The organism is Streptomyces poriferorum, assembly GCF_019399235.1.
Taxonomy (GTDB): Bacteria; Actinomycetota; Actinomycetes; order Streptomycetales; family Streptomycetaceae; genus Streptomyces; species Streptomyces poriferorum.
In genome coordinates, this window is record NZ_JAELVH010000060.1 from 38,806 (window position 1) to 52,215 (window position 13,410).

The 13,410-nt window shown below is 69.6% G+C and carries 10 protein-coding genes, 1 tRNA gene and 1 pseudogene; 11 read left to right on the plus strand and 1 reads right to left on the minus strand.

From position 1 onward, the window contains the following. Positions 1 to 28 precede the first annotated feature (28 nt). The 8 genes and pseudogenes from gnd to JGS39_RS41900 all read left to right on the plus strand — a co-directional run. Complete coding sequence (gnd, locus tag JGS39_RS13610; RefSeq protein WP_123460434.1) at positions 29 to 907, plus strand: phosphogluconate dehydrogenase (NAD(+)-dependent, decarboxylating); 879 nt, start codon at positions 29 to 31, stop codon at positions 905 to 907. A gap of 104 nt (positions 908 to 1,011) precedes the next feature. Beyond that, positions 1,012 to 2,142: a DNA replication/repair protein RecF gene (gene recF / locus JGS39_RS13615; protein ID WP_219569146.1), complete on the plus strand. Its 1,131-nt coding sequence runs from the start codon at positions 1,012 to 1,014 to the stop codon at positions 2,140 to 2,142. Continuing rightward, positions 2,139 to 2,699 carry a DciA family protein gene (locus tag JGS39_RS13620; protein ID WP_219569148.1) on the plus strand — a complete coding sequence of 187 codons (561 nt, stop codon included), beginning with the start codon at positions 2,139 to 2,141 and terminating at the stop codon, positions 2,697 to 2,699. The genes recF and JGS39_RS13620 overlap by 4 nt, the downstream gene beginning before the upstream one ends. Before the next feature lie 403 nt (positions 2,700 to 3,102). Beyond that, positions 3,103 to 5,208, plus strand: coding sequence for a DNA topoisomerase (ATP-hydrolyzing) subunit B (gene gyrB / locus JGS39_RS13625; RefSeq protein ID WP_219569150.1), 2,106 nt, complete (start codon positions 3,103 to 3,105; stop codon positions 5,206 to 5,208). Positions 5,209 to 5,254: 46 nt separating this feature from the next. Next, the gene (gene gyrA, locus JGS39_RS13630; protein WP_219569152.1) at positions 5,255 to 7,924 is read left to right on the plus strand and encodes a DNA gyrase subunit A; all 2,670 of its coding nucleotides are present in this window, start codon (positions 5,255 to 5,257) and stop codon (positions 7,922 to 7,924) included. 93 nt (positions 7,925 to 8,017) lie between these two features. Then, positions 8,018 to 8,617, plus strand: coding sequence for a DUF3566 domain-containing protein (locus JGS39_RS13635; RefSeq protein WP_219569154.1), 600 nt, complete (start codon positions 8,018 to 8,020; stop codon positions 8,615 to 8,617). Positions 8,618 to 8,694: 77 nt separating this feature from the next. Further along, positions 8,695 to 8,768 (plus strand) — tRNA-Ile (locus JGS39_RS13640). A gap of 207 nt (positions 8,769 to 8,975) precedes the next feature. Beyond that, a pseudogene (locus JGS39_RS41900) lies at positions 8,976 to 9,086 on the plus strand (hypothetical protein); the annotation flags it as partial. A gap of 138 nt (positions 9,087 to 9,224) precedes the next feature. Here JGS39_RS41900 and JGS39_RS13650 read toward each other — a convergent pair. Further along, the gene (locus JGS39_RS13650) at positions 9,225 to 9,599 is read right to left on the minus strand and encodes a DUF6344 domain-containing protein (protein WP_219569156.1); all 375 of its coding nucleotides are present in this window, start codon (positions 9,597 to 9,599) and stop codon (positions 9,225 to 9,227) included. Positions 9,600 to 9,917: 318 nt separating this feature from the next. Here JGS39_RS13650 and JGS39_RS13655 point away from each other — a divergent pair, with 318 nt between their 5' ends. The 3 genes from JGS39_RS13655 to JGS39_RS13665 form a co-directional block, all read left to right on the plus strand. Next, positions 9,918 to 10,052 (plus strand): DLW-39 family protein, encoded by a 135-nt coding sequence (locus tag JGS39_RS13655; RefSeq protein ID WP_003958712.1) that lies wholly within the window; start codon positions 9,918 to 9,920, stop codon positions 10,050 to 10,052. A gap of 150 nt (positions 10,053 to 10,202) precedes the next feature. After that, the gene (locus tag JGS39_RS13660) at positions 10,203 to 12,131 is read left to right on the plus strand and encodes a vWA domain-containing protein (RefSeq protein WP_308120399.1); all 1,929 of its coding nucleotides are present in this window, start codon (positions 10,203 to 10,205) and stop codon (positions 12,129 to 12,131) included. Further along, positions 12,131 to 13,410: hypothetical protein (locus JGS39_RS13665; protein WP_236063539.1), on the plus strand; the 1,280-nt coding region annotated here is incomplete at its 3' end. The genes JGS39_RS13660 and JGS39_RS13665, both read left to right, overlap by 1 nt.

Consider the following 13,410-nt stretch of genomic DNA (forward strand, 5'->3'; position numbering starts at 1 on the left):
AATCGGCACAACGCTTAAGGAATCTCTGATGGAGCTCGGTCTCGTCGGCCTCGGCAAGATGGGCGGCAACATGCGCGAGCGCATCCGCCGCGCCGGCCACACCGTCATCGGTTACGACCGCAACCCGGACGTCGCCGATGTCCACAGCCTCGAAGAGCTTGTGGGCAAGCTCAAGGGCCCCCGCGTCGTGTGGGTCATGGTCCCGGCCGGTGCCGCGACCCAGTCCACGATCGACGAGCTGGCCGAGCTCCTCTCGCCCGGCGACATCGTCGTGGACGGCGGGAACTCCCGCTGGACCGACGACGAGAAGCACGCCGTCGAGCTGGGCATCAAGGGCATCGGTTTCGTCGACTGCGGCGTCTCCGGCGGCGTCTGGGGCCTGGAGAACGGCTACGCGCTGATGTACGGCGGCGACGCCGAGCACGTCGCGAAGGTCCAGCCGGTCTTCGACGCCCTGAAGCCCGAGGGCGACTTCGGTTCCGTCCACGCGGGCAAGGTCGGCGCCGGCCACTTCGCGAAGATGGTCCACAACGGCATCGAGTACGCCATGATGCAGGCCTACGCCGAGGGCTGGGAGCTCCTGGAGAAGGTCGACTCCGTCACGGACGTGCGCGAGGTCTTCCGCTCCTGGCAGGAGGGCACGGTCATCCGTTCCTGGCTGCTCGACCTGGCGGTCAACGCGCTGGACGACGACGAGCACCTGGACCAGCTCCGTGGCTTCGCCGCCGACTCCGGCGAGGGCCGCTGGACGGTGGAGGCGGCCATCGACAACGCCGTTCCGCTGCCCGCGATCACCGCGTCGCTCTTCGCGCGCTTCGCCTCGCGCCAGGACGACTCCCCGCAGATGAAGATGATCGCCGCGCTGCGCAACCAGTTCGGCGGCCACGCGGTCGAGAACAAGAAGTAGCGGCCGGGAACAAGCAGCAGCCGCAACGGGGAGCGGGACGGCACCGAAGGTCCGCCCCGCCCCACGAAGCACGGAGCAGGAAGCCGGAAAGGTCGGCGTACACCATGCATGTCACGCATCTGTCGCTGGCCGACTTCCGCTCGTACGCCCGGGTCGAGGTGCCTCTCGACCCGGGCGTCACCGCGTTCGTGGGCGCCAACGGCCAGGGCAAGACCAATCTCGTCGAGGCCGTCGGTTACCTCGCGACGCTCGGCAGCCACCGCGTCTCCTCCGACGCGCCCCTGGTGCGGATGGGGGCCGACCGGGCCGTCATCCGGGCGGCCGTCACCCAGGGCGAGCGGTCCCAGCTGGTCGAGCTGGAGCTGAACCCGGGCAAGGCCAATCGTGCCCGGATCAATAGATCGTCCCAGGTCAGACCCCGTGATGTGCTGGGGATAGTACGCACGGTGCTGTTCGCGCCGGAGGATCTCGCGCTGGTCAAGGGCGACCCCGGCGAGCGCCGGCGGTTCCTCGACGAGCTGGTCACCGCGCGTTCGCCGCGCATGGCCGGGGTGCGCTCCGACTACGAGCGCGTGCTGAAACAGCGCAACACGCTGCTGAAGTCCGCGGCGATGGCGCGCCGCCACGGCGGACGGTCCATGGACCTGTCGACGCTCGACGTCTGGGACCAGCATCTGGGCCGGGTGGGTGCCGAGCTGCTGGCGCAGCGGCTGGATCTGATCGCGACGCTGCAGCCCCTGGCCGACAAGGCGTACGCGGACGTGGCGCCGGGCGGCGGTCCGGTGACGCTGGAGTACCGGAGCTCGGTGGGCGCGGAGGTGGAGTCCGCGCGCACGCGCGAGGAGCTGTACGGGCAGCTGATCGCGGCCCTCGCCGACGTGCGCAAGCAGGAGATCGAGCGCGGTGTGACGCTGGTAGGCCCGCACCGCGACGACCTGGTCCTGGGCCTGCGCGGAATGCCGGCCAAGGGGTACGCCAGCCATGGGGAGTCCTGGTCGTACGCGCTGGCCCTGCGGCTGGCCTCGTACGATCTGCTGCGCTCCGAGGGCAATGAGCCGGTGCTGGTCCTGGACGACGTCTTCGCCGAACTGGACGCACGGCGCCGGGAGCGGCTGGCCGAGCTGGTGGCCCCCGGCGAGCAGGTGCTCGTGACGGCCGCGGTGGACGACGACGTCCCCGGGGTGCTCGCGGGGACGCGGTACGCGGTGTCCGCCGGTGAGGTGGAGCGGCTGTGAGCGGCGACGGGGACGGCAAGGACCCGGCCGGGGACCCGGCGAAGCAGCCGGAGCCCTCGGGAGTGGACCTGGCGCGGGTGGCCCTGCGCGCGGCGAAGGAGCAGGCGAAGGCGCGGGGTGCGGCCGCCCAGCAGAAGAAGCAGGCCCGGCGGGGCGGCGGGCTGCGCTCCGGTGCGCGCGCCGACGGCCGGGATCCGCTGCCGCTGGGTGCCGCCATCAACCGGCTGATCACCGAACGCGGCTGGGAGACGCCGGCCGCGGTGGGCGGTGTGATGGGCCGCTGGCCGCAGATCGTGGGTGACGATCTGGCCAATCACTGTGTGCCGTTGCGTTACGACGAGGACCCCGACGAGCGGGTGCTGACGGTGCAGTGCGACTCCACGGCGTGGGCGACGCAGCTGAGGCTGCTGGCGCCGCAGCTGGTGGCCCGGCTGAACGCGGATCTGGGGCACGGCACCGTCCGGATGATCAAGGTCCTGGGGCCGGGAGGGCCCGCGCGCAGATACGGTCCGCTGCGCGCCCCGGGCAGCACGGGCCCGGGCGACACCTATGGATGACCGGCTCTGACCTGGTCTTTCTGACCTGTGCCACGAGGGCTCCGGCGCTGTGCGCGAGAGTCCCGGTGCGGGGTATGCCCCTGTTGCCGCCGATGACCGGCATACCCGTGTTGTGGGGGTGTGCGGTGGTTGAAACCGTACGGCGGGCAGCGGGCGTCCCTCACCGTAGCGGGAGGCTGACAGGCCGAAGCGCTCAATGCCCGTGTGAGCCTCTTGAGGCCCCTTCCCGGATATGGGGAGTCGTCAGGCGCTCATTCAGGGCGGCACATGCGGACTCAGGTACCGGCAAACCCCCATTCGGGTCGGCGCTACCGGTAGACTGATGGACAATCCCGCGTCCTTGCGGGATTCGTCGATACACGCCGAACGACGCAGCCGCTCCCGCCTGCCCGGAGAACGGCCTGTGCTGTGCCAGAAAGGGCGCTTCGTGGCCGATTCCGGCAACCCCAACGAGAACATTCCGTCCACCCCCGGTGAGAGCAGCGCTGCTCCCGCCCCGGCCGAGGTGAAGGCTTCGGGTGAGGTGAAAGCCTCGTACGACGCCAACGCGATCACCGTGCTCGAGGGTCTGGACGCGGTCCGCAAGCGACCTGGCATGTACATCGGCTCGACCGGTGAGCGCGGTCTCCACCACCTCGTGCAGGAGGTCGTCGACAACTCGGTCGACGAGGCGATGGCCGGGCACGCGGACAGCATCGACGTCACGATCCTCGCCGACGGCGGGGTGCGCGTGATCGACAACGGCCGTGGCATCCCGGTCGGCATCGTGCCGTCCGAGGGCAAGCCCGCCGTCGAGGTCGTCCTCACCGTGCTGCACGCCGGCGGCAAGTTCGGCGGCGGCGGCTACGCCGTCTCCGGTGGTCTGCACGGTGTCGGTGTCTCCGTGGTCAACGCGCTGTCCACCCGGGTGGCCGTCGAGGTCAGGACGGACGGCTACCGCTGGACCCAGGACTACAAGCTCGGCGTCCCGACCGCTCCGCTGGCCCGTAACGAGGCCACCGAGGAGACGGGCACGTCGGTCACCTTCTGGGCCGACGGCGACATCTTCGAGACGACCGAGTACTCCTTCGAGACCCTCTCCCGGCGTTTCCAGGAGATGGCCTTCCTCAACAAGGGCCTCACCCTCAAGCTCACCGACGAGCGGGAGTCGGCGAAGGCGACGGCCGGTGCGGACAGCGCCGAGGCGGTCGACGTCCCCGAGGAGGAGACGACCCGCACGGTCACGTACCACTACGAAAACGGCATCGTCGATTTCGTGAAGTACCTCAACTCCCGCAAGGGCGATGTCATTCACCAGTCGGTGATCGACATCGAGGCCGAGGACAAGGAGCGTCTCCTCTCGGCCGAGATCGCCATGCAGTGGAACACGCAGTACAGCGAGGGCGTCTACTCCTTCGCCAACGCGATCCACACGCACGAGGGCGGTACGCACGAGGAGGGCTTCCGTGCGGCGCTGACCTCGCTGGTCAACCGGTACGCGCGCGACAAGAAGCTGCTGCGCGAGAAGGACGACAACCTCACCGGTGAGGACGTCCGCGAGGGTCTGACGGCGATCATCTCGGTGAAGCTGGGCGAGCCGCAGTTCGAGGGCCAGACGAAGACCAAGCTGGGCAACACGGAGGCCAAGACCTTCGTGCAGAAGGTCGTCCACGAGCAGCTGACGGACTGGTTCGACCGGAACCCCAACGAGGCCGCCGACATCATCCGCAAGGGCATCGCCGCGTCGACCGCCCGCGTGGCGGCCCGCAAGGCGCGTGACCTGACCCGCCGCAAGGGGCTCCTGGAGAGCGCCTCGCTGCCGGGCAAGCTGAGCGACTGCCAGTCCAACGACCCGACGAAGTGCGAGATCTTCATCGTCGAGGGTGACTCCGCCGGTGGTTCGGCGAAGTCCGGCCGTAACCCGATGTACCAGGCCATCCTGCCGATCCGCGGCAAGATCCTGAACGTCGAGAAGGCCCGGATCGACAAGATCCTGCAGAACACCGAGGTCCAGGCGCTGATCTCGGCCTTCGGCACCGGGGTCCACGAGGACTTCGACATCGAGAAGCTCCGCTATCACAAGATCATTCTGATGGCGGACGCCGACGTCGACGGTCAGCACATCAACACCCTGCTGCTGACGTTCCTCTTCCGCTTCATGCGGCCGCTGGTCGAGGCCGGGCACGTCTACCTCTCGCGCCCGCCGCTCTACAAGATCAAGTGGGGCCGGGACGACTTCGAGTACGCGTACTCGGATCGCGAGCGCGACGCCCTCGTGGTGCTCGGCAAGGAGAACGGCAAGCGGATCAAGGAAGACTCGATCCAGCGCTTCAAGGGCCTCGGCGAGATGAACGCCGAGGAGCTGCGTGTCACCACGATGGACGTCGACCACCGGGTGCTCGGCCAGGTCACGCTCGACGACGCGGCGCAGGCCGACGACCTGTTCTCGGTGCTGATGGGTGAGGACGTCGAGGCGCGGCGCTCGTTCATCCAGCGCAACGCCAAGGACGTCCGCTTCCTCGACATCTGAGTCGGCCGTACAAGCAAGCCGCAGCGCGAAAGGACTTTGACCAGCAATGGCCGACGAGAACACCCCTGCCCCCGTGACGCCCGAAGAGGTCCCGCCCGTCGAGGGCGTGGGCATGCGTGTCGAGCCCGTCGGGCTCGAGACGGAGATGCAGCGCTCCTACCTCGACTACGCGATGTCCGTCATCGTGTCGCGCGCCCTGCCCGACGTGCGGGACGGACTCAAGCCCGTCCACCGCCGGGTGCTGTACGCGATGTACGACGGCGGCTACCGGCCCGAGAAGGGCTTCTACAAGTGCGCCCGCGTCGTCGGTGACGTCATGGGTACGTACCACCCGCACGGCGACTCCTCCATCTACGACGCCCTGGTGCGCCTGGCGCAGCACTGGTCGATGCGCATGCCGCTGGTGGACTCCAACGGCAACTTCGGTTCCCCGGGCAACGACCCGGCCGCCGCCATGCGGTACACCGAGTGCAAGATGATGCCGCTGTCCATGGAGATGGTCCGTGACATCGACGAGGAGACCGTCGACTTCAAGGACAACTACGACGGCCGCAACCAGGAGCCGGTGGTTCTGCCGGCGCGCTTCCCGAACCTGCTGATCAACGGTTCGGCGGGCATCGCGGTCGGCATGGCGACCAACATCCCTCCGCACAACCTGCGCGAGGTCGCCTCCGGTGCCCAGTGGTACCTGGAGCACCCGGAGGCCACTCAGGAGGAGCTGCTGGACGCTCTCCTGGAGCGGATCAAGGGCCCTGACTTCCCGACGGGCGCGCTCGTCGTGGGCCGCAAGGGCATCGAGGAGGCGTACCGCACGGGCCGTGGCTCGATCACGATGCGCGCGGTCGTGGCGGTCGAGGAGATCCAGAACCGCCAGTGCCTGGTGGTCACGGAGCTTCCGTACCAGACCAACCCCGACAACCTCGCGCAGAAGATCGCCGACCTGGTGAAGGACGGCAAGGTCGGCGGCATCGCGGACGTCCGTGACGAGACCTCGTCGCGTACGGGCCAGCGCCTGGTCGTCGTGCTGAAGCGGGACGCGGTCGCCAAGGTCGTACTGAACAACCTGTACAAGCACACCGATCTGCAGTCCAACTTCAGCGCGAACATGCTGGCGCTGGTGGACGGGGTGCCGCGCACCCTGTCGATCGACGCGTTCATCCGCCACTGGGTGACGCACCAGATCGAGGTCATCGTCCGGCGTACGAAGTTCCGGCTGCGCAAGGCCGAGGAGCGCGCGCACATCCTGCGCGGTCTGCTCAAGGCCCTGGACGCCATCGACGAGGTCATCGCCCTCATCCGGCGCAGCAACACCGTGGAGATCGCGCGCGAGGGTCTGATGGGCCTGCTGGAGATCGACGAGATCCAGGCGAACGCGATCCTGGAGATGCAGCTGCGCCGGCTGGCCGCACTGGAGCACCAGAAGATCACCGCCGAGCACGACGAGCTCCAGGCGAAGATCAACGAGTACAACGCGATCCTCGCCTCGCCGGAGCGGCAGCGGCAGATCGTCAGCGAGGAGCTGGCGACGATCGTCGACAAGTTCGGCGACGACCGGCGCTCCAAGCTCGTGCCCTTCGACGGTGACATGTCCATCGAGGACCTGATCGCCGAGGAGGACATCGTCGTCACGATCTCCCGCGGCGGCTATGTGAAGCGGACGAAGACGGACGACTACCGCTCGCAGAAGCGCGGCGGCAAGGGTGTGCGCGGCACGAAGCTCAAGTCGGACGACATCGTCGACCACTTCTTCGTGTCCACGACGCACCACTGGCTGCTGTTCTTCACCAACAAGGGCCGGGTCTACCGGGCGAAGGCCTACGAGCTCCCGGACGCCGGCCGTGACGCCCGCGGTCAGCACGTGGCGAACCTGCTGGCCTTCCAGCCGGACGAGCAGATCGCCCAGATCCTGGCGATCCGCGACTACGACGCGGCGCCGTATCTGATCCTGGCCACGAAGGGCGGTCTGGTGAAGAAGACCGCGCTGAAGGACTACGACTCGCCGCGTTCCGGTGGCGTCATCGCCATCAACCTGCGCGAGACGGCCGACGGATCGGACGACGAGCTGATCGGCGCCGAGCTGGTGTCGTCCGAGGACGATCTGCTGCTCATCAGCAGGAAGGCCCAGTCGATCAGGTTCACCGCTACGGACGACGCGCTGCGCCCGATGGGCCGTGCCACTTCGGGTGTCAAGGGCATGAGTTTCCGCGAGGGAGACGAACTGCTCTCGATGAATGTCGTCAGGCCCGGTACTTTCGTGTTCACTGCCACTGACGGCGGGTACGCGAAGCGGACCCCTGTCGACGAGTACCGCGTCCAGGGTCGCGGTGGCCTCGGCATCAAGGCCGCCAAGATCGTCGAGGACCGGGGCTCGCTGGTCGGTGCGCTGGTGGTCGAGGAGACGGACGAGATCCTCGCCATCACGCTCGGCGGTGGTGTGATTCGTACGCGAGTCAATGAAGTCAGGGAGACGGGCCGTGACACCATGGGCGTCCAACTGATCAATCTGGGCAAGCGAGACGCCGTTGTCGGTATCGCTCGCAACGCCGAGGCAGGGCGCGAGGCCGAAGAGGTCGACGGTTCCGTCGACGCTGATGCCGAAGGCGGGACGATCGAGGCAGTGTCAGCGGAGGCCACCACGGCCGACGCGACTGCCGGGAGCACGGACGACGGCACAGTCGAGGGCAACACGTCCTCGACCGGGGAGCACGAGGAGTAGAGCGTGAGTGGAGCCACGGGCGCAGGTTCGGCCGCTTCAGGAGCCGGCGGGAACGGTGCCCGTGGCTCTGCCACGGACTCCCAAGGGGGCACTGTGACGGATACCCGGGGCCCTCAGCCCCAGTACGAGGGTTACGCGACCGGGCCGTTGCCCGGTGAGCGGGAACCCGCACCGGGCCAGGCGGGCCCGTACCACCCGCCGCAGGCCTACCCCTCGCCTCCGGGCGGGACCCAGGGCGGCGGCCGGTCCCACGGGGGCCAGCAGGGCGCGGGAACGGCTCAGGCGACCCGTAGACCGCGCACGGGCGCGCGGACGACTCCGCGTACCCGCAAGGCGCGTCTGAGGGTGGCCAAGGCGGATCCGTGGTCGGTGATGAAGGTCAGCTTCCTGCTGTCCATCGCGCTCGGCATCTGCACGGTGGTCGCCTCCGCGGTGCTGTGGATGGTCATGGACGCCATGGGCGTCTTCGAGACCGTCGGCGGCACCATCAGCGAGGCGACCGGTTCCAACGAGGGCAACGGCTTCGACCTGCAGTCGTTCCTCTCGCTGCCGCGGGTGCTGATCTTCACCTCGGTCATCGCGGTGATCGACGTGGTGCTGGCGACCGCGCTGGCGACGCTGGGCGCCTTCATCTACAACCTGTCGGCGGGCTTCGTGGGCGGAGTCGAGCTCACGCTGGCCGAGGACGAGTAGCGGTACGGGTATCGATTTTGGGACTGGCCCCGACGTGCGCTAATCTTCTTCACGTCAGCGCGACACAAAAGCGCGGCGGGGCTATAGCTCAGTTGGTTAGAGCGCATCCCTGATAAGGATGAGGCCACAGGTTCAAATCCTGTTAGCCCCACAGCAGTAAGTAGCAGGTCGGAAGGCCGGTAGATCCCAGGATCTACCGGCCTTCCGCGTATGTGCGGCCCTGGAGCTTCCGCACGGTGAGCGCCTCGACGGATCGAGGCGTGGGACCGCGTGGAGTACGAGGTGACCGGCTGATCGCCCTGGCAGGCATGGCGGTCCACCCGGTGCCGTCGCTGATCGCCCCAACCGGGGCGGGGACAACCGGTGGCTGGTTCTGGTCGTCGACGTCGTCCTCGGCGCGACGTTCCTGGGCTGGGTGGTGGCCCTCGTGCCGGCCCTGCGCGGGCCCAGGGCCCCGTCCGTGGTGTGACCCCGGCCCGGAGGACCCCGCAGGACACCCTGCGGGGCGTGACGCCGGCCGGCCCGCAGGGCACCACCCTGCGGGCATGAAGAAGGCCCCTGCCGGGGATCCCGGTCCAGGGGCCTCGCGTTGTCAGGCGCGGTGCGCTCAGGGTGGCAGGGGGACGCCGTCCTGAGCCTGGGCGTTGCCGAGGGCGGTGCGGGTGCCGTGCGGGGCGCGGGCGGTGTCCAGGGTGTCAGGGGCGAGCGTCCGGGCGGCGGGCGAGGAACCGTGGGCCTCGGCGCGGATGCGCTGCTTCATTGTGGGCGGCAGCGCCCGGTCACGCGGGAGGGTCCATCGCACCGACGGGGCGGCCGGAGTTGCGGCGGTCCGGGCCCTGTGCTCGTGGCTCGTGGCCGCCGGCTCCGTGACCGTGGCTTCCGTGGCCGCCGCGGTGGAGCTTGCGAGGCCCAGGGACGCGAGGAGTGCGAAGAACGCGGTGATGAAGGCGGTCCAGATGCTCTTGGCCTTGAAGGTGCTCATGGCCCCTCACTTTCGGGTGGTCCGGTTTGCTTACCTTTCTGATGATGTGGATCCGGCTCGCGATTCCGTGGAGCGACGCCACCGATATGCCGTTCTTCAGATGAACACCACTCGTATGGTGCAACCGGTGCGGATATGAGGTGTCCGGGCGTCGAGTGCGGGTGCCGCCGGCACCCGTGTCCGCCGATGCACAGGCCGGCGATGATCGCTCCTCCGTAGGCGCCAGTTGGGTTGCGGGGAGGTCACCGGTCGATATCGGCCGATGTGTATAGTCGGGCAGCAGAATCCCCCAATGCCAAGGAAAGACGAGGTCGCGCGGTGAAGAAGCTTCTCCTGGTCGCACTGGCCGCCATCGGCGGGCTCCTCGTGTACCGCCAGATCCAGGCGGATCGCGCCGAGCAGGATCTGTGGACGGAGGCGACTGACTCCGTGCCCGCAGGTTCGGGTGTGTGAGACAGAACAGCCTGTCGCGGGCCCCGGTCGCAGATGCGGCCGGGGCTTCGTGCTGTTGCGGGACCGTGACGCCTGTGCCCTTGAGTTCCCTTAAGCAAATCAATAGCTTGCTTGAGCAAAGAAACCGGGGTTCGGGGCGAGGGGGCACGGGTGAACGCACGCAATCACCACCGCACAGCGCGGGTGGGGACATTGATCGGCGGGGCGCTGTTCGCCCTGGTGGCAGGCGGGCTGCCGGCCCTGGCGGACCCGTCGGCCGCCCCTGAGACACCGGCCGCGGCCCGGTCCGACGGGAGCGGCAGCCTGGTCATGGTGCTCGACTCGTCCGGCTCCATGGCGGACGACGACGGTACGGGGCGCACCAGGATGGAGAGCGCCCGGACAGCCGTCGGCACGGTCGTGGACGGTCTCCCCGACGGCTTTCCGACGGGCCTGCGCGTGTACGGCGCCGACCGGCCGCAGGGCTGCGCGGACACCCGGCTCGTACGCCCGGTGCGCCCCCTCGACCGGGCCGCGATGATGCAGGCCGTGGCGGCGGTACGGCCCCGGGGGGACACCCCCATCGGTCTGTCGCTCCGGAAGGCGGCGCGGGACCTGCCGCGACCCGCGGGCGGATCCATCGGTACGCGCACGATCCTGCTGGTCTCCGACGGCGAGGACAACTGCGGTACGCCGCCGCCGTGCGAGGTGGCCGAGCAGCTCGGCAAGGAGGGCGTCGGGCTGCGCATCGACACCGTCGGCTTCCAGGTGAAGGGCGCGGCCCGCGAACAGCTGGAGTGCATCGCGAACGCGGGCAACGGCCGCTACTGCGACGCGCCGGACGCCGAGGCGCTGGCCCGGCAGCTCCAGCGCGCCTCCCGGCTCTCCGCCGACGGCTACCGCCTGCGGGGCGAGCGGGTGGCGGGCGCGGCCACCGCCGGCGGGGCGCCCGTGCTCGTACCCGGGCAGTACCTGGACACCATAGGGCCGGGCGAGAAGCGGTACTACGCGGTCGGTCTGGACGCCGTGTCCACGGTGGACTTCGCGGCGACGGCGGTGCCGCAGCCCGGGGCGGCCGTGGACACGTTCGACGCGCTGAGCACCCGGATCGAGTACGACGAGCACGGCTCCTGCGGGACGCACACCGCACGCTTCCTGCAGAAGGAGGGCGCGGTCCCGCTGACTTCGGCGGTCGCCCGGATCCGTTCGCAGGAGGGCACCCGCACCTGCGACCGGGCCGGCCGCTACCGGCTGGTGGTGGAACGCGAGAGCAAGAAGGGCTCCGACGCGGCGCGTTGGCCCATCGAGCTCGTGTACGGGGTCGAGGCGCCGCCGGCGAAGGGTGTGACGCTTGCCCAGTCGCAGACGGAGTACGGCCGGGGCGGCAAGGAGGCCGTCCTGCCCGCGGGCGACCCCCGTGAGGTACGCGGCGGCACCGGGTTCAACGACGCCGAGACGATCGGCGAGGGCGTGTGGCGCGACCGGATCCTGCCGTCCCAGACGCTCTGGTACAGGGTTCCGGCGGGCTGGGGCCAACAGGTCCGTTACGAGGTGGAGTTCGCCAACGAGCCCACGGTGGACGGCGGCACGGCCACGTACTCGTACGGCGCGACCCAGCTGTACACGCCGGCCCGCCACCCGCTCACCGGCGGCGGCGAGTTCCACCCGAGCGCGATGTACAACGGCCGCCCTGCCGCGGTGGCGATGGGCGGGGTGCCGGTCGCCTGGACCAACCGCTACGAGGACCGGACCGATGTGTGGCCTGTGCACGCCGGGGGCGGCTTCTACCTCTCGGTGACGCTGGGCGCACAGGCCGCCGAGATCGCGGAGAACCCGCAGATCGGTCTGGTGCTGCGGGTGTCGGTGCTCGGCGAGGAACGGGCCGGACCGGAGCACGGCGCGCCCGCGGCCGAGGCCCCGGGCGGGGACGGGAAGCACGACTCGACCGCGTCCGCAGACAGCGGTGGTGCGGGAGGGGCAGGATGGACCGGCATCGCGGCTGCTGCCGGGGCTGCCGTCATGGCCGCGCTGGTCGCCGTGTTCGTATATGTACGCAGCCGCCGCGGGGCAGCCGCACGGACGACGAGGGGAAGCGCGTGATGAGGCAGCGCAGCAGGGGCCGGGTGACGCTGGCCGCGGTCGCGGCGATGTGCGCGGTGGCGGCGCTGCCGGGACCGGCGTGGGCGGACGGTGAGACCGCCGCGTACACCTTCGACCCGGGTGCCGAGGCGGTGGCCGGCGCGGTGGTGAACACCGATGCGAAGGCGCTCAAGGCGGGTTCCGTCTACCGGAGTTCGATCAAGACCGGCGAGAAGCTGTACTACCGGCTGAACCTGGACGCGACGACGAACGCGTACGTCTCCGCCGTCGCGGTGCCCAAGAGCGGCGGCAAGGTCGCCTATGGGGACGGCATCACGGTGAGCGTCAGGGACTCCTCGGATCTGCAGTGCAGCTCCGAGGACGCCCGGTTCGAGTCCGCGGAGTATCCGCGTCCGATCGCCGCGTACGCCTACCGGGTCGTGGAGAAGGACAGCAGTACCTGCCAGGGCCCGGGTACGTACAACGTCCTCGTCGAGCGGGAGAGCAAGGCCACCTCGGGACCGGAGGACTGGGAGCTGGAGCTGCGGTACGCGACGGAGCCGGAGCTCGCCGACGACGCCGCGATGCCCACTGAGGCGCCGGAGGACTGGCCGTCCGCGTCGCCCGCGCCGCCGACGCCCGCCACCGACAACCGCAGGCAGGGCGGCTCCGGTTACTACGACGCCACGAGCCTGGAGACGGGTGAGTGGAAGGACGAGATCACGCCGGGGCAGACCCGCTTCTACCGGGTTCCGGTGGACTGGGGACAGCAGATCTTCGCCACGGCCGGACTCGGCAACAGCACCGCTTCCGACGAGTACGTCAGCGGCGCGCTCGCGATGGCCCTCGACAACCCGGCCCAGGGCCATGTCGGCGACGCGTCGCCCATGGCGTACTCGGGCAAGCCGGCCTCCGTCTCGCTGGACCCGGTGCCTCCGGTCGCGTACCGGAACCGGTTCGCCGCGAGCAGCAGTGTCAGCGCCGTGCGCTTCGCGGGCTGGTACTACCTGTCCGTCACGCTGAGCCCGGAGGTCGCCGAGGCCTACGGCGACAAGCCGTTCCCGCTGACGCTGACCGTCAAGGTCGAAGGCGAGACCGAAGGGTCTCCGTACGCGGGCGACGCCGGGATCTTCGCGGTCACGGACAAGGACAAGGACCTGGCCAAGAGCGGTAAGAGCGGCCCGCAGGCGGCCGAGAGCGAGAGCGACACCATGAAGCTCGTCGGCGCGGCCGGCATCGGCGCGGGCGCCGTGCTGGTCCTCGCGCTGGGCGTGTGGACGCTGCTGGCGCGGCGCCGCGC